General features: G+C 61.3%; 21 protein-coding genes and 1 pseudogene. 6 read left to right on the top strand and 16 right to left on the bottom strand.

What is annotated here, in order from left to right; genetic code table 11:
• Positions 1–45 precede the first annotated feature (45 nt).
• Positions 46–549 (top strand): hypothetical protein, encoded by a 504-nt coding sequence (locus ABSY17_RS25495; RefSeq protein WP_378947225.1) that lies wholly within the window; start codon positions 46–48, stop codon positions 547–549.
• A 194-nt stretch (positions 550–743) separates the two neighbouring features.
• Here ABSY17_RS25495 and ABSY17_RS25490 read toward each other — a convergent pair whose 3' ends face one another.
• Positions 744–1,142: a DoxX family protein gene (locus ABSY17_RS25490; RefSeq protein ID WP_378947222.1), complete on the bottom strand. Its 399-nt coding sequence runs from the start codon at positions 1,140–1,142 to the stop codon at positions 744–746.
• A 236-nt stretch (positions 1,143–1,378) separates the two neighbouring features.
• Between ABSY17_RS25490 and ABSY17_RS25485 the strand changes: the two are divergent.
• A pseudogene (locus ABSY17_RS25485) lies at positions 1,379–2,241 on the top strand (IS630 family transposase); the annotation flags it as partial.
• On the opposite strand, the gene ABSY17_RS25480 reads toward ABSY17_RS25485, so the two are convergent.
• From ABSY17_RS25480 to ABSY17_RS25465, 4 genes are all read right to left on the bottom strand, one after another.
• Positions 2,152–3,009, bottom strand: coding sequence for a tyrosine-type recombinase/integrase (locus ABSY17_RS25480; RefSeq protein ID WP_378947219.1), 858 nt, complete (start codon positions 3,007–3,009; stop codon positions 2,152–2,154). The pseudogene ABSY17_RS25485 and the gene ABSY17_RS25480 sit on opposite strands and share 90 nt — an antisense overlap.
• Positions 3,010–3,359: 350 nt before the next feature.
• A complete protein-coding gene (locus ABSY17_RS25475; protein WP_378947216.1) occupies positions 3,360–3,890 on the bottom strand; it encodes a dihydrofolate reductase family protein in 531 nt (176 codons plus the stop codon).
• A gap of 436 nt (positions 3,891–4,326) precedes the next feature.
• Complete coding sequence (locus ABSY17_RS25470; RefSeq protein WP_378947213.1) at positions 4,327–5,091, bottom strand: slipin family protein; 765 nt, start codon at positions 5,089–5,091, stop codon at positions 4,327–4,329.
• Positions 5,088–6,479, bottom strand: a complete 1,392-nt coding sequence (locus ABSY17_RS25465; RefSeq protein ID WP_378947211.1) for a nodulation protein NfeD — start codon at positions 6,477–6,479, stop codon at positions 5,088–5,090. The genes ABSY17_RS25470 and ABSY17_RS25465 overlap by 4 nt, the downstream gene beginning before the upstream one ends.
• 322 nt (positions 6,480–6,801) lie before the next feature.
• Between ABSY17_RS25465 and ABSY17_RS25460 the strand changes: the two genes are divergently transcribed.
• Complete coding sequence (locus ABSY17_RS25460; RefSeq protein WP_378947208.1) at positions 6,802–7,950, top strand: helix-turn-helix transcriptional regulator; 1,149 nt, start codon at positions 6,802–6,804, stop codon at positions 7,948–7,950.
• Between the two features lie 83 nt (positions 7,951–8,033).
• Complete coding sequence (locus tag ABSY17_RS25455) at positions 8,034–8,531, top strand: flavin reductase family protein (RefSeq protein WP_378947206.1); 498 nt, start codon at positions 8,034–8,036, stop codon at positions 8,529–8,531.
• Positions 8,532–8,653: 122 nt separating this feature from the next.
• Here ABSY17_RS25455 and ABSY17_RS25450 read toward each other — a convergent pair whose 3' ends face one another.
• Complete coding sequence (locus tag ABSY17_RS25450) at positions 8,654–9,802, bottom strand: LLM class flavin-dependent oxidoreductase (RefSeq protein WP_378947203.1); 1,149 nt, start codon at positions 9,800–9,802, stop codon at positions 8,654–8,656.
• A 236-nt stretch (positions 9,803–10,038) separates the two neighbouring features.
• On the opposite strand from ABSY17_RS25450, the gene ABSY17_RS25445 reads away from it, so the two are divergent.
• Complete coding sequence (locus ABSY17_RS25445) at positions 10,039–10,980, top strand: alpha/beta hydrolase (protein ID WP_378947200.1); 942 nt, start codon at positions 10,039–10,041, stop codon at positions 10,978–10,980.
• 84 nt (positions 10,981–11,064) lie between these two features.
• Here the strand turns inward: ABSY17_RS25445 and ABSY17_RS25440 are convergent, their stop codons facing one another.
• The 6 genes from ABSY17_RS25440 to rfbA all read right to left on the bottom strand — a co-directional run bounded on the left by ABSY17_RS25440 (position 11,065) and on the right by rfbA (position 16,967).
• Complete coding sequence (locus ABSY17_RS25440) at positions 11,065–12,333, bottom strand: glycoside hydrolase family 99-like domain-containing protein (RefSeq protein WP_378947197.1); 1,269 nt, start codon at positions 12,331–12,333, stop codon at positions 11,065–11,067.
• Positions 12,330–13,160, bottom strand: coding sequence for a glycosyltransferase family 2 protein (locus tag ABSY17_RS25435; protein ID WP_378947194.1), 831 nt, complete (start codon positions 13,158–13,160; stop codon positions 12,330–12,332). The genes ABSY17_RS25440 and ABSY17_RS25435 overlap by 4 nt, the downstream gene beginning before the upstream one ends.
• Before the next feature lie 379 nt (positions 13,161–13,539).
• On the bottom strand, positions 13,540–14,454 hold the full coding sequence (gene rfbD, locus ABSY17_RS25430; RefSeq protein WP_378947191.1) for a dTDP-4-dehydrorhamnose reductase: 915 nt from the start codon (positions 14,452–14,454) through the stop codon (positions 13,540–13,542).
• Complete coding sequence (rfbB, locus tag ABSY17_RS25425) at positions 14,451–15,533, bottom strand: dTDP-glucose 4,6-dehydratase (RefSeq protein WP_378947188.1); 1,083 nt, start codon at positions 15,531–15,533, stop codon at positions 14,451–14,453. The genes rfbD and rfbB overlap by 4 nt, the downstream gene beginning before the upstream one ends.
• Positions 15,530–16,093: a dTDP-4-dehydrorhamnose 3,5-epimerase gene (gene rfbC / locus ABSY17_RS25420; RefSeq protein ID WP_378947185.1), complete on the bottom strand. Its 564-nt coding sequence runs from the start codon at positions 16,091–16,093 to the stop codon at positions 15,530–15,532. Before rfbC ends, rfbB begins: the two co-directional genes overlap by 4 nt.
• Positions 16,086–16,967 (bottom strand): glucose-1-phosphate thymidylyltransferase RfbA, encoded by an 882-nt coding sequence (gene rfbA / locus ABSY17_RS25415; protein WP_378947183.1) that lies wholly within the window; start codon positions 16,965–16,967, stop codon positions 16,086–16,088. The genes rfbC and rfbA overlap by 8 nt, the downstream gene beginning before the upstream one ends.
• Positions 16,968–17,274: 307 nt before the next feature.
• On the opposite strand from rfbA, the gene ABSY17_RS25410 reads away from it, so the two are divergent.
• A complete protein-coding gene (locus ABSY17_RS25410) occupies positions 17,275–17,751 on the top strand; it encodes a nucleoside deaminase (RefSeq protein WP_378947181.1) in 477 nt (158 codons plus the stop codon).
• Between the two features lie 3 nt (positions 17,752–17,754).
• Here ABSY17_RS25410 and ABSY17_RS25405 read toward each other — a convergent pair whose 3' ends face one another.
• The 4 genes from ABSY17_RS25405 to ABSY17_RS25390 form a co-directional block, all read right to left on the bottom strand.
• The gene (locus ABSY17_RS25405) at positions 17,755–19,800 is read right to left on the bottom strand and encodes a DEAD/DEAH box helicase (protein WP_378947178.1); all 2,046 of its coding nucleotides are present in this window, start codon (positions 19,798–19,800) and stop codon (positions 17,755–17,757) included.
• Positions 19,794–20,429 carry a DEAD/DEAH box helicase family protein gene (locus ABSY17_RS25400; RefSeq protein ID WP_378947175.1) on the bottom strand — a complete coding sequence of 212 codons (636 nt, stop codon included), beginning with the start codon at positions 20,427–20,429 and terminating at the stop codon, positions 19,794–19,796. Before ABSY17_RS25400 ends, ABSY17_RS25405 begins: the two co-directional genes overlap by 7 nt.
• Positions 20,430–20,475: 46 nt before the next feature.
• Positions 20,476–22,059 carry a site-specific DNA-methyltransferase gene (locus tag ABSY17_RS25395; protein WP_378947172.1) on the bottom strand — a complete coding sequence of 528 codons (1,584 nt, stop codon included), beginning with the start codon at positions 22,057–22,059 and terminating at the stop codon, positions 20,476–20,478.
• A gap of 230 nt (positions 22,060–22,289) precedes the next feature.
• Positions 22,290–22,688, bottom strand: a complete 399-nt coding sequence (locus ABSY17_RS25390) for a F0F1 ATP synthase subunit epsilon (protein ID WP_378947169.1) — start codon at positions 22,686–22,688, stop codon at positions 22,290–22,292.
• Between the last annotated feature and the right edge of the window lie 13 nt (positions 22,689–22,701).

The following is a 22,701-nucleotide window of genomic DNA, read 5'->3' as shown; positions in this document are numbered from 1 at the left end:
GACTGCCCTCCAAAGCTGGAGCCTCTTCGGCCTTTTGGCAACAAGATGGCCAAGACAATTATTGCTCTGCCTTTGGCTGTGTTTACCCTCGCCGCATCAGCCAATGTCGGAGAGAAAGTTTTTCTCGCATCCCTTTCAGGCAATTGGCATGGATCAGGTCAGATAAGACTAAAACCGGATGCGATGCCGCTTCCCGTCTCCTGCAGCCTAAATTCTCATGCAAAAGGCGCTGCCATCAGTCTAGCGGGCACCTGCCAGGCAAAAATCATCTTGTCTCGGCGCATCGGAGTCGATTTGCATGCCAACGGAGCGCGCTACACCGGCTCATATGTTGGCTCGATCCGCGGTGCTGCTCGCTTGGATGGTACCCGTTCGGGAAACACCCTCAACCTTCAAATTAGATGGCCAGACAGAGGCTCCGGTGCGCGTGTTGCAAGAATGCAGGTGGCGAGCACAGGACCAGGGCATATGCGCATTGTCACAATTGAACGACTGCCAAAGACCGGGATGCCGGTTGTGACGGCGAAAATTGAATTCAGCCGAAACTAGATTTTGTGCACGCAGTTGAAAGGTCAAGACCGCGCGCTGGCTTCCCGCAAGGGAAAAACAGTAAGCTGCTTCGCAGGGACGAGTTCACCAAACGACAAAAGCCCCGCCTTTCGGCAGGTGGGCAGACAAGCAAGCTTGGTCGTGTGTAGCGGCCGCACATGAGGCCGCCGCTGGCGCTTTAAGCGCAACTTTGGTCAAGCGGTTGTTCGCTTCACACCGCGGAGCGCGTCGACCGAAAGCGCGCCTGGGCCGTAAATGGCAAGCAGTAGAAAGCCGCCGGCTATGGCAAGGTTTTTCTCGAAATTTATCAACTGCATCGTGTCGGCCCAGTTCATGTGCGCTATCAGCGCGCTTGCAATCGAAAACAGCGCCAGTACCCAGGCGGCGGTCCGGGTTTGGAAGCCGACGAGAATGGCAAGCCCGCCGAACAACTCAATCAGACCCGCGCCCACGGCCACAAGCGTGGTTGCAGGCAGGTGGAACATGGCGAAGTAGGCGGCGGTGCCGGAAATATCGGTCAGCTTGCCAAACCCAGACAGGATGAAGATGGCCGACAACAAAATGCGGCCGACAAGTACGATCACGCTGTTCATGGGAGCCTCCTAGCTACTCGACAGATAGGTCCGAACCAGCGTGGACCACGCGTCATTCAGCCGGCGGTTCCACCGGCTGAGAGTATACAGAGGATCGAGCTTGGAGGTAAGTTGCGGCGACTATGGCGCGCCTTTTATCGCTAGAGCAATTTCGCTGAACTCGGAGTCGGATTTGGGATTCCTGCGATAGGCTGTATCTGATTCATTGAACCTCGTGATTTGCGGGGAGAGTGACGATGACACGCAGCCTGAGCGCGGACTTTCGCGGGCGAGTGATTGTGGCAGCCGAGGAAGGGCTGTCGACGCGGGAGGCGGCACGGCGTTTCCGGGTCGGGATCTCAACGGCGGGCAACTGGTATCGCCGCTATCGCCAGACGGGCGAGAAGACGGCCCGCAAGCAGGGCCAGCCGTCACGTTCGAAGCTCGATCCGCATGAGGTGTTCATTCTTGGCCTGATCGAGGCGACGCCGGATACCACCCTTGCCGAGATTGCCGAACGACTGGCCGGCGAGCACGGCGTGCGGGTGGTTCCGTCGACGGTCTGGGTGTTCCTCGATAGGCGCGGCGTCACGTTCAAAAAAAGACGGCGCATGCCTCAGAGCAGCAACGTCCCGACATTCTGCGTGGCCGCAGAGCCTGGTTCGAGGGCCAACTCGATCTCGACCCCGAGACGTTGACCTTCATCGACGAGACCGCCGCGTCCACGAAGATGGCGCGGCTGCGCGGGCGGGCCAGACGCGGCGAGCGATGCCGAGCGGCTGTCCCTCATGGGCATTGGAAGACCACCACCTTCACCGCCGGGCTGCGACTGAACGGTCTCGCCGCGCCGATGCTTCTCGATGGTCCGATGAACGGCAATACCTTCCTGGCCTATGCCGAGCAGATCCTTGCGCCAGAGCTTCGGCCCGGCGATGTCGCGGTCATGGACAATCTGCCGGCACACAAGATCAGCGGCGTGCGCGAGGCGATCGAGAAGGCAGGCGCGCGACTCCTCTTCCTGCCGCCCTATTCACCAGACTTCAACCCAATCGAGATGGCGTTCTCCAAACTCAAGGCCCTGCTCAGAAAGGCCGCAGCCCGCACTGAAATCGAACTTTGGCAGTAATTCCGCGACAATCTCTGGCACGTCCCGGTATGGCAGTGCTGCAAAATGCGACGAAGCAGCTTTGTTCTTTGCGAGCCAATGTTCCAGCCCATCTTTCCAGATAGCAGGATTTGTGTGACCAGCCCAAAGCGCCCGAATATCACGGTCCGCGCTACCGACGCCTTTCGATTTTGCCGCGCTGATTATCTTCTCAATACGCATTCGGACGCGGCTTGCCGTTTCCGGCACGGCCTCCCACAACGGCGCAGCCTTTCCACTGTTCCGCTTCCTATGCGGCTGCTGCAACACGCGCAGCACGTCATCTATTCCGATTTCAGACGGTTTCTTAGAGCCTATATGCGGATACACGAAGTCCGTCAGCGTGCTTTCCCACTGATCCGCATGTTTCTCGTTTTTCCATCCGGCACGTTGCGTCGAGATGTAGGCTTCCGCCACTGAGCGGAATGTCTCACCTGAAGTCGTCGGGACGCTGCCATTGGTTTGGCGTTGCGCGAGCGGATCGATGCCGTCTTTCACCTGATTGCGCAATTCAATGGCGCGCAGTTCCAGCTTTTTGAATTCCGCATCGCTGATCGTGTCCCGAAAGGGTTGCAGCGTCATCACGCGGCGTTTGCCGCCGAATGTGAAGCGGAAGACCCATTCGGCCCGCCCATTTTTCGCCAGGGCGAAGCAAAGCCCGCTGCCGTGGTTCCAAAGATTGGCCTGTCCAGCCTTGATACGGGTGCGCAGTTCGCGGTTAAGAGTGTCGTTTTTGGATGCCATGGCGGAGCGTCCTTTGCGGTTGGTTGTCCTGTCGTGACCAACCGTTTTGAAGCCTTCCGCAGACGATTTGCCTATTCTGGATTAGGCAAAATCCTTAAATATCAACAAGTTGGCTACTAGCAAATAGTCACGACTAGGCAACCCAGTAGCCTCCCTCTCCGCCATCGCCGCCGGTTGCCCCCCATAGTCCGATATTGCCGCACTCCACCAAGCTGCATGGTGAACCTCCGCTTTGCGCTATTGCCCGATATCTCTTGACCGGCCCCAAAGCTGGTTCAACGCAACAAGGGCAGCTTACGACCCAAAGCGGACCTGCCGTGTCGGTGCGATCCTGCCTGCGAGTTGCGTGATTAGGCAGGAACGTACGTCAACCTAATCACGTCCTCGCCAACCAGATCGCTGGCCACAAGGCGAAGCGGCGGCCGGGGGCCGGCGAAGAATGGCTTGCCGCGACCAAGCACGACGGGGTGAAGGTAGAGCCGATACTCATCAATAAGATCAAGGTCGGTCAGGCTTCGTGCCAAGTCTGGTCCGGAAACGGCAATCTCCCCAACGCGCTGAGCCTTCAGCTCACGTATCACCGCCTCGAGGTCATCCTCGACAAGAGTGGCGTTGGGACCGACTGACTTCAACGTGCGCGACACGACCCACTTCGGTTGGCTCCGCCATGCCGTCGCGAACTCGCGTTGATCGGCGTCCCACTCAGGACTGTCCTCATCCCAATAGCGCATGACCTCGTATATCCGGCGACCGTACACGCTGCCGGTCAGGCCGCGCACTTGCTGTATCCAGTGACGGAAGAGCGCGGGACCAGGCGCAAATTCCTGGTAGTCGACGTAGCCATCCAGGGACTGGTTCATTCCAAAGACGAGCTTCGCCATGCAGCAAAATCTCCATTCCAGGTTCTTCAGAATAGCTTGAACCGCCGTTGCGCGTAAGTGAGATTGGGCAAGACCTGTGCGCCGCATTGTCGGTGTGGCGAATAACCAGAGGTCCGCCGACCACCATTTTGAGTCATTTGCTCGTAGCTCTATCTAGGAGGCTCATGGAGGGCTATGGCGCGGATGTGGTTCTCCGTTTCGTCGTTCTCGGCCCGCCATCCTTGCCTTTACCGTATTGCATTTGCAGCGATTTGTTCTTCTCCAAGCTGCATGCCCTACTTCGCCATCAAATCGCGTCGGACCGGTTCGGACATCGCAAAGACGCTGAACGGGCTTGGCCCGCCTGATGACGAAAAGGGCGATTGGTCGGTGAACAGCTCGCCTTGCCGAAAGCCTATATCGGACACGCTTGTAGGGTCAGGCCGGCAAAATATTCTCACTTCGCGTCGCCGGACGCCTTGGCGAACAGACCAAGCAGGTCGATCGGCAGCGGAAAGACCACCGTCGACGAGCGTTCGCCAGATATGTCGTGCAGCGCCTCGAAATAGCGCAACTGCATCGCCTGCGGCTCCTTGGCCAGCATCCGGCCCGCCTCGACCAGCTTTTGCGCCGCCTGCTGCTCGCCGTCGGCATTGATCACCTTGGCGCGGCGCAGCCGTTCGGCCTCGGCCTGCTTGGCAATCGCCCGGATCATGCTCTCGTTGAGATCGACATGCTTGATCTCGACATTGGTCACCTTGATGCCCCAGGCGTCGGTCTGCTGATCGAGGATCTCCTGGATGGCGGCATTGAGCTTGTCGCGTTCCGCCAGCATCTCGTCGAGTTCATGCTTGCCCAGCACCGAGCGCACCGTGGTCTGCGCCAGCTGGCTGGTGGCCGCCATGTAGTCTTCGACCTTGATGATCGCGCGCTCGGGGTCGACGATGCGGAAGTAGAGCACCGCGTTGACCTTCACCGAGACGTTGTCGCGCGAGATGACGTCCTGCGGCGGCACGTCCTGCACCACCACGCGCAGATCGACCCTGACCATCTGCTGGACGAAGGGTATGAGGATGATCAGCCCCGGCCCCTTCACACCGGTGAAGCGGCCGAGCGTGAAGACCACGCCGCGCTCATATTCCCTGAGGATCCGGATGGTTGCCGACAGGAACAGGGCAATGACGGCGGCGAGTGCCAGATAGGCCACATAGGCAATGATCATTGCGGTCCTCCATCGCTTGGCTTGGCCGTCCGCCGGCGTCGGATCGTCAGCACCAGGTCCTTGATGCCGGCCACCTCGGCGCTGTCTCCGGGTGCAAGGGGCTCGTCGGCCGTCGCCCGCCAGCGCTCGCCCTGGGTGAAGACATGGCCCTCGTTGCCCGACCAGTCGATGATCTCGACCGGCAAGCCGTTCATGGCCCGTGCGCCGACGCGCGGGGGCTTCTTGCGCACGGCCCACAGATAGCTGCCCGAGGCGAGCGCCAGCCCCAGGGTCAGGGCGGCGGCAATGCCGATGACGGCCCACGACATTTCAAATCCCGGGCCCTCGACCTTGAGCAGCATCGCTGCCCCCAGCAGGAACGCAACGACGCCACCGAGCCCGAGCACGACGGTCGGGTTGAAGGCCTCCATGACCAGGAAGGCAATGCCGAGCAGCATGAGCGCAAGGCCGGCATAGTTGATCGGCAAGAGATCGAGCGCATAGAGCCCGAGCAACAGGGCCAGGGTGCCGACGACGCCCGGCGCCACCATGCCGGGGCTCGAAAACTCGAAGACCAGGCCGTAGACACCAACCAGCATCAGCATGACGGCGACATTCGGATCGGTGATGATGGAGAGCAGCCGGATCAGCCAGCCGGGCTCCAGGGTTTCGACCGCAAGGTCATTCGTTGCCAGCACCTTCTTCTGGCCGGCCACCTCGACCGTGCGCCCATTCGCCTGCTGCAGCAGGTCGGCGGGGTCGCGCGCGATGATCTCGATGACGTGCTGCTGCAGCGCAGCGCTGGCCGACAGGCTGGCCGCCTCGCGCACAGCCTGTTCGGCCCAGTCGGCATTGCGTCCGCGCAATTCGGCCAACGAGCGGATGAGGGCAACCGCGTCATTGGTCACCTTCGCCGTCATGGCATCGCCGGCAGGCGCCGCCGTCTTCTGGTCCTTGCCCTCGTCCTTGTCGCCACCGGGCAAGGGGGGAGCCGGCGCGCCGATTTCGATTGGTGTCGCCGCACCCAGATTGGTGCCCGGCGCCATCGCAGCCAGATGGGTCGAATAGAGGATGTAGGTGCCGGCACTTGCCGCATGGGCACCCGAGGGCGCGACATAGCCGATGACGGGAATGGGGGACGCCAGGATATCGGCGATCATCTCGCGCATCGAGGTGACCAGCCCGCCCGGCGTGTTCAACTCGAGAATGACGACTTCGGCATTGCGCTCTACGGCAGTGGCCAAGCCTTCCTTCAACTGCCTTGCGCTGGCCGGACCGATGGCGCCGTCGATGTCGACAGTCAACGCCAGCTTCGCTCGGCCGCTCTGCTCTCCGATCGAGGAAGAGGGAGAAAAGGCCGCAGCGGCGACAAGCGCCGCAACAAGAAGGGCCACACGCGCGATTTCCACGCTCAAAGCTCCATATACAAAGATATGGGTTCGAATTTGCCGAATTCCATGACGCGTCGCCTGGCCGTGCATGACGACAGCGAAAACATCCGAGCAGAAAGGACTGCAAGCTGCTTCGCAGCGGTTGCAACATCGTCCGAAAGGACCATGAAGCCGATGACAAACGACCTAAAGTTTCGGGCAACGTGTATTCGTGTGCGCGCGACTTTGGTCGACGAGGCTTGGAGCTACGACATGAGCAGCGCCCCGCAACCGGATTCGGCCACGCACCCAAAGCGGGTCGTTGCCATGATCGACGCCACCGCGTGCCATGCCGGGCCCTATGCGCACTGAAGCGCTGGACGCTCAGGTTGAATCTCCCGCTGGCAGGCCGGACCACGACCGGCTGGTCGAGCTGATCTACGCGGGGATCAACGAAGCAAGGCCGTTCGGCAGCTTCCTCAAGGCATTGCGCGTGGCGGTCGACGCCGAAAGCAGCACGCTCATCATCGAACGCCAGCGCCGGGACAGGCCCGGCGCCATCTATTCGGGTGCAGCGTCCGAAGCGCGGGTTGCGCGCTACAATGCGCTCTATACCGAGGATCCGTTCATCGACCTGCCGCCGGGCAAGGTCACGACGCTGGCCGAGCACGTCAGCGAAGAGGTCATTTCACGCTCGGAGTTCATGACCGGCTTCATGACCGGCTCCGGCTGGATGCATGTGCTGGGCGCCGACATATTGGAGGCATCTGGCGCGAGGGTGCGCATGCGCGCGACCCGGGTGCTGGGCCGGGACAATTTCGGCGCCGTAGAGCGGAACACGTTCCAGCGGCTCCTGCCGCATCTGACTGAGGCCATGAGCCTGTTCTTGCGGCTCAACACGCTCGAGGCCGAGCGCGAGCTTTTCGCCAGCGCGCTCGGGCGACTTGCAGTGGGCGCCATCATCGTCGACCGCGACTGCCGCATCATTCAGGCGACGCCCCAGGCGGAGGCGATCCTCGCCGAAAAGGACGTTCTGAAGAACGATCGCGGTCGGTTGCGCCTGCTGGACGAGGCGGGTCCGAGCGGCGAGTTCGCGGCCGCGGTGGCCGAGATTGCGGAGGCAAGTGACGCGGCTGTCGCGGGCTCGCGGGCCTTTTCGATCCGTCGTTCGAGCGGTGAGGCGCTTGGTCTCGTCGTTCGGCCGGCCCCGCAATCCTCCAAGCTGCATGCGCCGTTGCGTGGTGCCGCACTGGTCATCATCGCCGACGCCGGCAGCACGGTCGCGCCGCAGCCATCGGTGCTGGTCCGCCTGTTCGGGTTGACGCCGGCGGAGGCGGAACTGGCCGCTCTGATGGGGCAAGGGCTCGATCTCGACGATGCCAGCGTCACGCTCGGGATTACCAAGAACACCGCCAAGGCCCATCTGCGGATGGTGTTTTCCAAAACGGGCGTGACGCGGCAAAGCGGGCTCGTGCGCCTTTTGCTGCGTTCCGTCGATGAACTCAGCTAGCTCGCCCGTTCGAACGATGCCGAAATCGCCACCGGATGCGATGATCCTGTCACTGACTGGGACGTCGGCAGGGGGAGCGCTAAATGTCCGGAGTTGCGAACGACCTGGCAATTGGCACCAAGGCGGCAATGCGCCGGCTGGCGAAGTCGGTGGTGATCCTCACCACGCGATTTGAAGGGCAGCGCCTGGCCATGGCAGCAACGGCCGTCGACAGCCTCAGCATGGACCCGCCTTCCCTGCTCGCCTGCGTCAACCGTACCGCCTCGATCTTCACGGCTTTCCAGGCCAAATCCCCGTTCTGCGTCAACATACTGGCACGCAATCACGAACCCTTGGCGCTGCGCTGTGGCGGCCAGGTCAAGGGCGAGGCACGCTTTGCCGAAGGCGATTGGCGCGAGCGCGACAGCATTCCCTATCTGGGCGATGCGCAGGCCAACATCTTCTGCGCCAATGACGGCGAGTTCTACTATGGCACCCATGGCGTGTTTGTCGGCCGGGTCACTGATGTTGCGCTGTTCGGTACGATCGAGCCACTGATCTATGCGGACGCCCGCTATGTCGGCGCCCATCTCGCCATGTGAGGCCCCGCGAACGCAGAAGATCCCCAGCAAGACAGCAAGGCCGGCAACTTGCGATGCCGGCCTTTCCGCATTTCCTGGAAGGTTAAATGGCCGGCGCGCTCAGGCGCCGGCGAAGGCAGGCACTATTCGGCCGCGGCAATGCGGACCTTCTTGCCGCGGAAATGCGGGATCACTTCGCTGCCGATCAGTTCGATCGTTTCCATGATCGCCTCATGCGGTACGGTGCCCATCTGCGACAGGAACATGATCTCGTCGGCGCCCGCCTCGAACAGCCGCTCGACATAGCGGATGCAGTCTTCCGGCGTGCCGTAAGCGTCGTTGATTTCGCCGAGATAGCCGTAGGCCTGGGGATTGTAGGCGATCTTGTCCTCGCCGAGCTTGGCGAACTTGTGTTCGCGCACCTTGTCGAGCGCCGCGAGATGCTCTTCCGGGGTCATGTCGTCGACCCTGGGCTTGGGGCCGCCCTGGTACCAGTGCGACAACGCCTCGGCGAAGAAGCGCTGGCCGCGCAGGCCGATGCGCCGCGCCGTCTCACGATCGCGCATGACGATGGCCGGGCAGAGCGCCGACAGGTGTTCGGTCGGACGGTAGCCGACCTGGTCCTCGGCTTTTCTCTCGGCGAAGGCCTTGCGGTAGGCGTCGCTCTTGACCTTGATCTCGTCCGGCCCGCCAAAGCCCATGACCAGTGCGCCGAGGCCGCGCGAACCGGCGGTGACCACCGCTTCCCAACGGGTGCAGGCCATGTACATGCGCGGATGCGGATCCTGCATCGGCTTTGGATGCACCGGGCGCGCCGGAAACTTGATGTATTGACCGTCATGCTCGACGATCTCCTCGGTGAAGAGGCGCGGGATCAGATACATGCTCTCGTCGATCAACGGCTGGAGTTCGGCGAGTTGGTAGCCGAAGGCGCCGGCCTCCTGCTGGCTGCCGCCCTTGCCTACGCCGAAATTGACGCGACCGCCCGAGAGGATGTCGAGCAAGGCAACGCGTTCGGCGACCTTGATCGGATGGTTCATGGCCGGTGGCAAGCAGACGACCCCATGGCCGATCTCGAGCTTCTTTGTCTGGCCCGCGACATAGGCCAGGAAGGTTTCGGGTGCCGACATGTGCGAATATTGCGTCAGGCCATGGTGTTCGACACACCACACGCCGTCAAAGCCGTGCTTGTCCAGATGCACACACTGCTCGGCCATCTCGCGGAAAACCTGCTGCTCGGCCTCGCGATGCGTCTCGGCGATCTGCGCCTCGTAGATCATGGAAAACTTCACTGGCAGGCTCCTCGGCTGCAGAACAATGCCCTTCTCGGCATGAGCAAAGTCTCGGCCCGGATGCCGTGTTTTTCATCGTTCGATCGGGTGAGAGGTTTTCAGTGAGCCTAGGCCGCGTTGCCGATCGAGCGGGGGCGCCCTTCTTCCACTGGTGCGCCTTACCCGTTCGAACGATGCGCCCGGCAAGGAAACCGGAACTCAATCACACAGAGCAAGCCTGGCCTGAGGAGATGTCAGTGGGCGATCGAATGATGCTTGATGCCGACCTGATGGCGATGGCGGAGGTGATTGCCAGGCGATCGCCGCTTGATCTTGCAAATGTTGACATTCCCGCCTTGCGCGCGGCCGTCAATGCAGCCTCCTGGCCCACCGAACGGGCCGAGATGGCTACGGTGGAGGATATCATCGTCCCCGGCGGCGAAGGTCCGATTGGCGCGCGCCTCTATAGGCCCCGCACGGAGGAGAAGCTTCCTCTTCTGGTCTTCTTCCACGGCGGCGGGTTCGTGCTGTGCTCCCTTGATACGCACGAGAATTTCTGTCGCGCGTTGGCGAAGGCCGGCGATTGCGCGGTACTTTCGATCGACTATCGGCTTGCCCCCGAACACCAGTTTCCCGCCGCTTGCGATGACGCTCTCTCGGGCCTGGAATGGGCCGTCGCAAACGCTGGGGCATTGGGCTGCGACCCGGCGCGATTGGCGCTGGCGGGCGACAGCGCCGGCGGCAATCTGGCGCTGTCGGCAGCCCTGCACGCATCGCCGGCGGCCCGTCGCGCGCTCAAGCACGTGCTTGTGTTCTACCCGGCCCTGGACCCGTCGGGTACGAGTGCCAGCTACGACCGTTTCCCGGCAACACCTTTCCTCAGCGCCGAGATGATGCGCTGGTACTGGCGCCAGTATGTCGGCTCGCCGTCGGACGTGAGCGACCCCAAGGTAGCTATTGCACGATCCAAGGCGCTGCCAACCCTCCCGCAAACGACCGTGGCGATTGCCGAGTACGACCCCTTGCGCGACGAGATCGAGGCGCTGTGCGACGCGCTTGTCGCAGCCGGGGTCGACATCGATGCCCGTCTATATCACGGCGTCTCGCATGGATTTGCCAGCATGGTCGGACTGATCGGCAAGGCAAGGCTGGCGATCGACCATGGCGGCGCCAGGCTTCGCGCATCATTCGCGGGCTGATGCCACGATTTGCCGACCCGGCTGGAACCGTTTCCCTTTGGCGATGATCGGCCGCAGGACATGGAGTGGCGCGTGGCGTACGGCTCAAGCAGCCCCGGCTGATGAAGCGGCATAGTCGCGAATGGCGGCGGCGCTGGCCTCAAGATAGGCATATCCATATCTGAGGTCCGGTTCGAGATAGGCGCCTTCGCCCCATTCGTTCCAGGCATTGATGAAAACCAGCCGCTCGCCGGCTGGATTGGCTCTTGCCCGCCGCATGGCGTGCGTCAGCCACTCCCCGTAAAGCCCGGGCGTTGATCCGTGATAAATCTGCGCCGAGGTCGGCCGGCGTGCGCTGTTATCCCATGATGGCATGACGCCGGGGTGGATCACGCCACTGCCGGTCAGCTTGGCTTTTTCCGCCGTCATGACATCGGCGTAACTGCGGATGCGCCCGCCGACCCTGATATGCGACACCGATAGGCTGCTTTCTATGTCCGGCGTTCGGACGCCATGCGGCGGAAACTCCGACAGGGCGTCGAAGCCGAAATCTTCATGACCGGCAAAATCGAAGGCACTGGTTGCGATCAGGTAGATCCCGGGATAGCCGAGCCGCTCCATTTCGCGGCGCCAGCGCGCGATCGTTGCCTTGAGGTCGACAAACAGGCCGGCGCGATAGATCGTCAGGACCGGCTTGCCGCCGATCCTGAGATAGCGCGGGTCACGGAAATACTTGTCCAGGCCGCGAATGACCGCGATATCGTCCTCGCCCGAATGCCGCTGGACGAGCAGCACATCCTGCTCGCGGCCTGACCACCGGCGCGACCATGTCTCGTTGGCCCAGCAGAGACAAAATGGCAGATCGAGATCGGCAGTTTCGAGATAGTGATCGAGCGGTCCCTCGAGGAGGCGCCGCCCGCCGAACCAGTAAAAATGGAAGCAGAAGGCCGAAATGCCGTAGAGCCTGGCGATATCCACCTGCCGCCGCATGATTTCTGGAATGCGCAGGTCGTAGTAGCCAAGTTCGCCCGGCAGGCGCGGCTGGTAGTGGCCATCGAAGACCGGGAAGGCACGCGCCACGTTCCGCCAATCGGTGAAGCCTTTGCCCCACCATTCGTCATTCTCCGGTATCGGATGGTACTGCGGCAGATAGTAGGCGATTAGCCGCACGTCGGTTGCTGGCGGCGCATTGGTGGCGATCGGTACAAACTCGGCTTGCGGATAGTGGCCCAGCGCATTGTCGACATAGCAATCGTAGAGGCAGCTTGTTGCGTTCGCTTGCCAGCCACTCCGCGCCGCGCGGCGCAACGCCGCCCATAGCTTGCGCGACCATGACGGCTTGTCACGCCAGGGGGCACCTGAAGGCGCCTTCATGAACGGCTTCCAAATTGGTCCGCCGGCCCGAGGCCCAAGCCATGCAGGAAGCCAAGCAGCTTGGAACGCCTGGCATTGCGGAGGAGTACGTGCGGCGAGAGAAATCTCAGCCAGGTTCTCCGCCGCTCGGCCGGCACATTGAGGTGCAAACCGTGCTTTTGCATTACATATACCAGCGACCGCCCCATGGCCTCGCCCTTGATCCTGCTGGACTGCGACGAGCGTGCGCTGGAATTTCCCTCGTCATGATCGATCAGCGCCTTGGCCGCGAGGCGGAGCTCGACACCGGCCTGGCGCAACCTGATGCTGAGATCGTCATCCTCGTGGAACAGGAAGATTTTAGCGTCAAACCCGCCCACCTTGTTGAAGTGCTCGCGGCGCAAGACGATGCATGCCCCATGGAGCACCGGTATGACACAGTCGTCATCGGGGGCTGCGCCCTGCCAATGTTCCGATGCGGGCAGCAATCTCGAGCGCCTGCGGAAACGCCGCCGCGAGCCGGTGTATATGCGCGGGTTAAAAGCAGCGTTCGGGTGGGCCGCGGCAGCCGAAACAAACGCTTTGATGGCTCCTTCCTCGAATCGAACATCGGGATTGACGAAAAGCACCAACGACGCCGTTCCCGCAGCCGCACCAATGTTGCAGGCGCTGCCGTAGCCCACATTGTCGCCCACCCTGATGACCCGCGCCCCGGCAGCGGTCGCGACCTCGACCGTGTCGTCCGAGCTGCCATTGTCGACTACGATAGTTCGCACATGGTTCGGAACGCTCTTGAGAAACGACTGCAGAACCGCCCCACTGTTGTGGGTAACGACGACCAGATCCAAGTCTATCTTCATTTCGCGGATCTCTTCACGCTTCGAAGCGACAAGGATTCCAAACCTACTTTGGGATTGACGACGGACAAAATCGTATGAATTCCTGCGATGATATGTATTCGATCACCTTTAATATTAGTTGATGCCTATATTCAAGATTTCACGACTCGAAGACTCAACCGACACACATTAAAACCGACTTACGCATAAAAACACTAGGCCAGGCAACGAGACTCATATCACATATGCTATCTAGTTCGGCAACTACGTAATCTATCAAATCGCTGACGACTCTATTTCGCCATGTAAAAGCTAATTTCCAGAAATTTTTATATTTACTCGGGCTTGTTCGACACAAAGCAGAAACTTGGGGTGCCTACCGCCGCCCTCATGGCCTTGATTGCCGGTTCTTCGCCTTGGCCTCCGGCTCGACCAATTCGGCCACCAACGCCGAGACTGTTTGCCACCAGTTTCCCGCGCGATAACCAAAATCCCGCTCGAAGGCGTCCGAGTTGAGCTCGGAATTTGCCGGCCGCACTGCCTTCGTCGGCCATTGGTCGCTGCCTATCGGCTCGATCAGGGCTGACGGCCCTCCGACGGATCGGCTCGACGCAAGCGCCTGCGCAGCCAGCTCATACCAGCTTGCCCTGCCTTGCCCGGCGAGATGATAACGCCCCTGCGGAAAGCCGCCATGGTTGCGCCAGAAGCGCGCGGCCACCAGCAAGCCGTCAGCCAGGTCATGTGCCTCGGTGGGGCTGCCAAACTGGTCGGCGACGACCTGGAGCCTTTCGCGTGCTTGCGCTGCATTCAACATCGTCTTGATGAAATTGCGCCCGTAGCGGCTGACCACCCAGGCGGTCCTGATGACCAGATGATCCGGGTTTCCGGCACGAACCGCTTCTTCGCCGGAAAGCTTGCTGCGACCATAGACCGTTTGCGGGTTGGGCCGATCCGTCTCGACATAGGGCCGCGCAGAGGTGCCGTCGAAGACGTAGTCCGTCGAAACCTGGACCATGGGGATGCCTGCCAGCCGCGTCAGCCGCGCCATTTCCGCCGGTGCCTCGGCATTGATTCTGAAAGCGCGTTCGGCCTCGCCCTCCTGCGCATCGACAGCGGTGTGCGCGGCAGCGTTGATGAGCATGTCAGGGGAATAATGGCGCAGAACCTGCGCGAATGAGGCCGGATTTTCCAGATCAAGCTCCGGCCGGCCAACGAGGATGACCTCGACATTCGCCTGCCCCTGTGCCCGCTCCGCAAGCGCACGCGCCAGTTGGCCTGCAGTGCCCGTGACCAGAACCCTCACTTCGCGCCGACCAGTCCCTGGCGGGCGCCGTCGAAACGATGTTCCCGTATCGGCCGCCACCACCAGCCGTTTTCCAGATACCAGTCGACCGTTCGGGCGAGACCGCTCTCGAAGGTCTCCAGCGGCACCCAGCCCAGTTCGTGCTCGCTTTTGGTCGGATCGACGGCATAGCGCCGGTCGTGCCCCGGTCGGTCGGCAACGAATGCAATGAGGTCGAGATGGGAGCGCGCGCCCGCGCGCGGGCGGCGTGCATCCAGCAGGCGGCAAATGGTCTCGACCACCTCGAGATTGGTGCGTTCGGCTCGGCCGCCGATGTTGTAGCTTTCGCCGGCACGCCCCTTGGACATGACCGCTTCCAGTGCGCGGGCATGGTCTTCGACAAACAGCCAGTCGCGCACATTGGCTCCCTTGCCATAGACCGGCAACGGACGTTCATCGAGTGCATTGGCAATGACCAACGGGATCAGTTTCTCCGGAAAATGATACGGCCCGTAATTGTTGGAGCAATTGGAGAGGACGACGGGCAGCCCATAGGTCTCGTGCCATGCGCGAACGAAATGATCGGACGCGGCCTTCGACGCCGAATAGGGCGACGACGGCCTGTAGGGCGATTGCTCGGTGAATACGCCTGAATCGAAGGGCAAGTCGCCGAACACCTCGTCGGTGGAGACGTGATGGAACCGGAAATCCTTGCGCTGCGGCTCATCGAGGCCGCGCCAATGATCGAGCGCCGCAGACAGCAGGCTTGCCGTGCCCACCACATTGGTGGAGATGAACGCCATCGGCCCGTCGATCGACCGGTCGACATGGCTTTCGGCCGCCAGGTGCATGATGCGGTCGACCTTCTCGGCGGCCAAAACTTGCCTGACGGCGTCGGTGTCGCAGATATCGGCGCGACAAAACTTGTAATACGGATGGCCTTCGAGATCGCGCAGCGACATCAGATTGCCGGCATAGGTCAGCTTGTCGAGATTGACCACGCGATAGCGGCCGGTACCGACGAGATGCCGGCACACAGCCGAGCCGATGAAACCGGCGCCGCCGGTAACGAGAACCGTTGTGGGAGGGGAGTGTTTCAAGAGTGGACGAACCCCGTTTCGACGTCGGCCAGGAAGGGTGCTGAAGCGTCCTTGGCGGAGAGGATCATTTTGTCTGCCGGCACTGGCCAGTCGATCGACAAGGCCGGATCATCGAAGCGAAGCGTGCGGTCATGTGGCTGCGAATAAGGTGCCGAGACTTTGTAGGCGACCTCGGTGTCGGGCTCGAGCGTGACGAACCCGTGAGCAAAGCCCTTCGGCACCAGGATCTGGTTCCAGGCCATTTCGGACAGCGTCACACCCACCCACCGGCCGAATGTCGGCGAGCCCTGTCTGATATCGACCGCGACATCGAACACCGCGCCGCTAAGCACTCGCACGAGCTTGTCCTGGGCGAATGGCGGTGTCTGGAAATGCAGTCCACGCATCACGCCGCGCGGGCGCGAAAGCGAATGATTGTCCTGGACGAAATCGACGGCGATGCCGGCCTGGGCCAGCTTGTCGGCATTCCACGTCTCGGAGAAGAAGCCGCGGTCATCCTCGAATTTGGGCGGCCGGATCACGTAGACGCCTTCGAGGCCAAGAGCTCGCACCTCAACCATGGGCTATCTCTCTCACCCTGCGTTCGAGATAGCGGGCATAATCGGTCTGGCCCAGCGAAGCGGCGCGACGCAAGACCTGATCTTCGGTCAGATGGCCCAGTTCGAAGCCGATCTCTTCCGGGCACATGATCTTGATGCCCTGACGATGCTCGATGGTCCGCACGAAGGACGATGCCTCGTGCAGACTGTCATGCGTGCCGGTGTCGAGCCAGGCATATCCGCGGCCGAGACGAACGACATGTAGCCTGCCCTGCTCGAGATAGGCGCGGTTGACATCGGTGATTTCGAGTTCGCCGCGCGCCGACGGCTTCATCGACGAAGCGATATCCACCACGCCATTGTCGTAGAAATAGAGCCCGGTCACCGCCCAGTTTGAGCACGGTCGAGCCGGCTTCTCCTCAATCGACAGCGCCTGCTGCGTCGTCCGGTCGAACGAGACCACGCCATAACGTTGCGGATCTTCAACCTGATAGGCGAATACCGACGCGCCGTCCGTGCGGGCGACTGCCTCGCGGCAACGTCTCGAAAGGCCCTCACCGTAGAAGATATTGTCGCCGAGGATCAGCGCAACCGGACTTTCGCCGATAAAATCACGCCCGATGATGAACGCTTCCGCGAGACCATTCGGCGACGGCTGCACCGCGTAGGAGAAGGAAACGCCGAACGCCGATCCGTCGCCGAGCAACTCCTGAAACAGCGGCAAATCGCGCGGCGTCGAAATAACCATAATCTCGCGAATACCCGCAAGCATGAGTACGCCAAGCGGATAGTAGATCATCGGCTTATCATAGATCGGCAATATCTGTTTTGATACTGCCAACGTGGCAGGGAAGAGTCTGGTTCCACTTCCACCAGCTAATATAATACCTTTCACAGAAGGCTTCCCGACTTCGTTGCCATTGCCCCCGCTGGGCTACGAATTGCCGACGAATGTATATCAAACACGGAATGGATGCTATGGCCATAGGATATTCAACCCGAAATTTCAGTGCCCGCAGTAAAATGTTGCGACGAATAAGCAAACGGGACTTCCAATAGCCGGCAAGTGCTCGAAATATGAAAGCTAAACGAGTGTTCATCGCCTTGGGAAGCCAAGCTGTAGTTTGGCCGGCTCAGCAATTTGGACTCGGCAGCAACCGTCGGAGAAACCATTTGGAGCGGGCAGCGAGTAGAGAGGACTGATGGCTAACTCGGAACGTTTCCTTTGCCAGGCAATCGAACTGGCGCGCGAGAACATCGGCCGTGGTGGCCGCCCCTTCGGGGCTGTTGTCGTCAAGGACGGCAATGTCATCGCGACGGGGGTCAATGAGGTCCTGTCCACGAACGATCCGACCGCCCACGCCGAGATGTCGGCAATCCGCGCTGCGGCCCGAGCACTCGGGTCGCCGAGCCTTGAGGGCTGCGCCGTCTATGCAAGCGGCAACCCATGCCCGATGTGCATGGCGGCGATGCGGATAGCGGGTGCGGCCGAGGTGGCCTACGCCTATTCCAACGAGGATGGCGAAGCGTTTGGGCTGTCGACTGCCGCAGTCTATGCGGATCTGGCAAAGCCTTTTGCCGAACAGTCGATGAAGATCGCCTATGTGCCGGTCCGGCCGGCAGGTCAGCCTGATCTCTATGCCGAGTGGCAGAACGCGCAGGCCAAGCGCAAGCAATGAGCATCAGGTTATCGCCGGGAACAGTGCGGTCGGAGCAATTGTCTCGCGCCACGCACCGACGAGGCCCGCTATCGTGATGTTTTCCAAGACGGCATCGTGTGGAACGAGAAGATAGGTCCACGGCTTGCCCCCATGCATTCGTGCATAGTCACTCGCATGTGCGCACCAGGTGACGGCGATGTCGCGCTTGGCGCGGACATCGGCGTCTTGCAAGCTTGTGGCTGCCTTGGTTTCGATCAGCAGGACCTGATCTTTGTATTCGGCAACGAAGTCAGGCACATACTCCGCTTCTTCGGCGCCCAGCCGATAGAACATCTGGAACTGGCCCCGTGCCGGTCGGAGCCACTTGTCTGCCTCGCGGTCGAGAATAAGGGCCATCCTGCGCTCGGCTTCGGAATCGGACTTTTGTATCGGATAAAGGCAGCGGTGAAAGCCGAAGAACAGGTGCCGTGAAATCTTGCTCTTGTCAGACACCGACAGGCGGAAGTCGACAGGTAACTCTCCGGCAATCGTGGCAAAAGCGCTGCATCGCAAGGCGGTGAACCCACGGGTGATCGCCACCTCTTGGCAGGTTGCCTGCTGCCAAAGCACGTGCTCCTGCATCTGCGCATGCACGAGCGCGGCAATTTCCTCTCCGCGCAGGCGCAGCACCCGGCGAACCTCCTCTTCGCCCATCAAGCCCCGCAAGTGGCGCAGCACCTGGCCTGCCAGATCGTGCAGCAACTCCGCGCAGGCATCATAGGCAACGTCGTTAAAATCGCTAAGACGGCGGACAAGCTGATCCTCGGGACTTTTAGCGTCAGCGCCTGTGCTCGCCGTCGACAAGCGGTCGACCTTTCCGGTCCGCAGATGCGACGCCCACAGCACCTCGTCCGGTTCAGATCGCGGCAGCCTGCTGACATCCAGCCGGAACCACTGGAATGCCGCCCTGGACTGCCCTCTCGGCCCCACTACGATTCTGGGGATCGCGATTGTCTGCTCGATCACCAGCTCTGCGACCGTTGCTACGGTCTTCGCTAGCTCTGGCGTAGCGTGGCCGGCCGGCGTTCGGCAGCGTCGTGCGACTTCTGTGGCGAGTGCGTCGAGGACATCGGCACTTCTCAGATGCTCGATGGAGCCAATCCTGTCGGAACCCGCCTCACGTTCGCAAATGAGCTGCCAGGTGGCGACCGCGGCAGGCAACTCTTCGGCCCCGAACACTGACGGCATCACGGCACAGCCCGCCGGCAGATGGTCAGGGCGGAGGCCAAGACGGGCAAGCAGATTTGGCGCGCACTCCACCACCATCGGCCGTTGCGCGAAATTGTCCTCGCCGATCACAACCTCGCGGAGCCGCAGCGGCGAACCCGGCTTGCGTGCCTCCTCGATCATTTCCTGGAAGCGGTCATGGGCGACGATGTTCAGCCTGTCGACCGCCGACACGCCCGTGCGCTGGCCATAGAGCAGGCGCAGGCCCCGTCCCACGGTCTGGTGAACCAATGTGTGAGCGCTTGCCGCTCGCAATGGCACGATGGTGTAGAGGTTGGTGACATCCCACCCCTCCCTCAGCATGTTCACATGGATGACGATTTCGGTCGGCTCGTCGGCCGATTCGACCTTGAGCAGCCGGGCAATCGTTTCCTCCTCCCTGGCGCTTGAATCAACCTGGATGACCTTGCCAGCGTATCTGCCTTCGAAAAACGCGGCTGAGGCAACCAGATTGGTCAGCGATGCTGCATGCGTGGTGTCGCGCGCGATGACCAGCACGAACGGCTTGACCACCGCCTGGCCGGTCTGCCGCGCATAGCTCTGGAGCTCGGCCTTGGTATTTTCATGCAGCCGGATGGCATCGTCGAGCTTGAGCCGTTCGAGCGCGTCGGCCGACATGCTTGATGCATTGAAGTTCTCGCGCGTGACCACTGCCGGCTCTTTGACGAAACCGTCCTCCATCGCACGCGCAAGAGGATACTCGTAGACCACATTGCGAAACGGCTGCCGCCCACGAGGCGACTCGATGAACGGCGTGGCCGTAAGCTCAAGACCGAGCAGCGGCTTCAGTTCATTCAGCACGCGCAGGCCCGCCGTGCCGCGATAGCGATGCGATTCAGCACGAGGTCGTCGAGCCCCGCGAGGTGGTCGAAATAGCTTTCTCCGAGCTCTTCGCGGAAGCTCCTGATCCGCGGTGCCCGGCCGCTGCGAACCTCGGCGTTCAGCTTTGCGATGTTGAAGATGTTGATCGCGACGGGGAAGAGCCGGCCGCCCCCGGCAATCTGTCGCTCGTAGTTGTCGCCCGTGGTGATCGTCGGTGGCGACAAGGCGAAATCGGCAATGCCCTTCAGCACATATTTTGGGCTGCCCGGCGTAAAGTCGGCGATAAGCTTGTCGTAGATCGTCAGATTGGGCGCCAACACAAGAAAATTGCGGATCCGGTGCACATCATGCAGGTAAGCAATGAACGCGCCCATCAGCCGCGTCTTGCCGACGCCCGTGGCAAGCGCGAAGCAAAGACTCGGAAAGTCCCGTTCGAAATCGCTGACTGCCGGATAGAAGGCGTTGACGCTTGCCAACGCGTCCCGCAGCTCCGACGGCACATGCCCTGATGTTCGGCGCAACGGCAAGAACCGGGTCAGCTGGTCGAGGACGGCGAGCGCCTGCCTTTGCGGTGGTCGCAGGCTCAACCGCCCCGCTATCGCAGCCACTCTTTCGTTGTCCATGGCGCCGCCCCCGGCTTCCGAGACCTGCTCTTCAGATCTTGGGCGAGACGTGAGCTGACATGCTGCCATCCCGGAAATTCACGAAACTGTAGTCGTCGCGGCCCCACTCGCAATTGTCACGGAACTCCCTGGGGATTTTCCGAACAGTCAGGTTGCGCAGGCCGGCCGGATTCCCGCTGAAGGCGCGACACATGACCAGGAGACTGCGGCTCGGTCCGACCTCCTCGCTCAACAGCAAGAGTTCAGCCGCTGAAAACTGCCGGCGCGTGACATAGATGAAGTCGCGCTCGGTCGAATAGCCATGCTGCCAGTAGATCATTTCGCTCGGAGCGTAGGTGAACCCCTGCAGCTTGCAGACCGCCTCGCTCAGCATGCGCTCATCATAGCCGCGTGCGAGCACTGCTTGCCCAAATGCATCTTTCTCGAGGAGCGACGGCGCCAGGCGATAGTAGCGAAACGACCCGCCCCCTGCCCAGCCGACAGCCTGCGACACCCCGCCAATATCCGCTCCGTCGATGACCTTCTTCAATCTGGGGATGATATGACTGTCGCAATGGTCGCCGAGTTCGACCATGATCCACCGTCGTCCCATCTTGTGCGCGACAGCACCCGTAGTCCCCGAGCCGGCGAAGGAATCGAGGACAAGGTCGTCGGGATTGGTGGCGATATCCAGCACCCGGCGCAACAACCGCTCGGGCTTCGGCGTGGCGAAGGCGTTTTCCGCACCGAACAGGGCTATGCTTTCCTTTTTCGCCTCCTGATTGTGCCCGACTTCACCATTGTCCCACCAACTCCAGGCGGCAACGTCCTCGCGTTCGAACAGGAAAGTCTTGCGCCGTGGCACGCCCATTTGGTCCTTGCCAAACCAGATACGATTGTCGGCGACCAGGCTACGGAAGACCTCCTCGGTGTTTTTCCAGCACGTCCCAACTGGCGGACGGTAGGTCGCTCCACCCGGTGTCACGATCTCATACATCTGGTTCGGCCGGTACCCTTGAGCCGAATAGTCCGACGACGCCCATGGCCCCCGCGGGTCCTGATCCGGATTCCTGAACGACTTCCTTTGGCGGTCGCTTCGCGGAACACGGTTCAAGGCGAGACGATCCACGTTCTTCGCATAGACAAGAATGTGGTCGTGCGCGTCGCCTAACCGCAATCGGGCGTCGGGCGAGGTCCGTTTCTGCCAGACCACGTTGGCGACAAAGTTGCGGCGGCCGAAAATCTCGTCGCACAGCACCTTGAGATAATGAGCCTCGTTGTCATCGATCGAGATCCACAGCGAGCCATCGGGCGCAAGAAGGCTGCGGATCAGTTCCAGCCGGTCGCGCATCAGCCCCAGCCAGAGAGAATGCTCCATGCCGTCATCATACTGGGCGAACGCACTGCCAGTGTTGTAGGGCGGATCGATGAAACAGCACTTCACCTTGGCCGTGAATTCCTGCTCCAGCGCTTTCAGCGCCAGCAGGTTGTCTCCATGGATGAGCCTATTCTCCGCCGACTGCGTGCCCTGTGGATAAGACCGCTTGGGCTCCTCGATCAGGATGCGCGGCTCGAGCCGTGGCCGCTCGTGCTTGTTGATCCATAGCAGTTCCAGGCGCGTTCTGTGAACGGCCACCCCTGACGACTCCACCGCACCCTCCCCCCACGGATCCGTTGTGGTTGACACTGGATGCTACTTTCGCGTGCATGTCAACGATGGTTATACAACTTAAGATTGCCAAACCATATCGCGCACACCTCGTGGGGAAACTGCCCAGCGCATAAGCCGCAAAGCAAAAAGCCGCCGGAGTTACCGACGGCTTCAAACCATTGTTCGCTATTGAAAAAGCCGTTCGGCGAAAAGCCTCAGATGGCCGCTTCCAGCGTCGACAGGTGATTGAGATAGGCTTCCGCCTTGCTGCGGAGCTGATCGTCCTTGGCGTCCGCCACATCTTCCTTGGCCGACTGGATGCGGCGCAGCAGTGCGGCGCGGTCGATTTCCTTCACCGGCGTCGCCGATTCGGCGAGCAACGTGCAGCCCGTCGGAACGATGTCGGCAAATCCGCCGAACACGACGTAACGCTCTTCCATACCGCCAACGGCCTTGACCGTGACGACACCCGGCTTGATCGTGGTCATGACCGGCGCATGCTTGGCCATCACGGTCATCTCGCCTTCCGAACCCGGAATGACGACGGACTCGACCTGCGCCGAGACGAGCAGACGCTCGGGCGAGACCAGTTCGAATTTGAAAGCTTCAGCCATGATGTCTCACAAA

The organism is Mesorhizobium sp. ANAO-SY3R2, from assembly GCF_042466635.1.
Lineage (GTDB): Bacteria > Pseudomonadota > Alphaproteobacteria > Rhizobiales > Rhizobiaceae > Aminobacter.
Note: the sequence above shows the minus strand (reverse complement) of the source record. Positions and strands in the feature narration are given on the sequence as shown.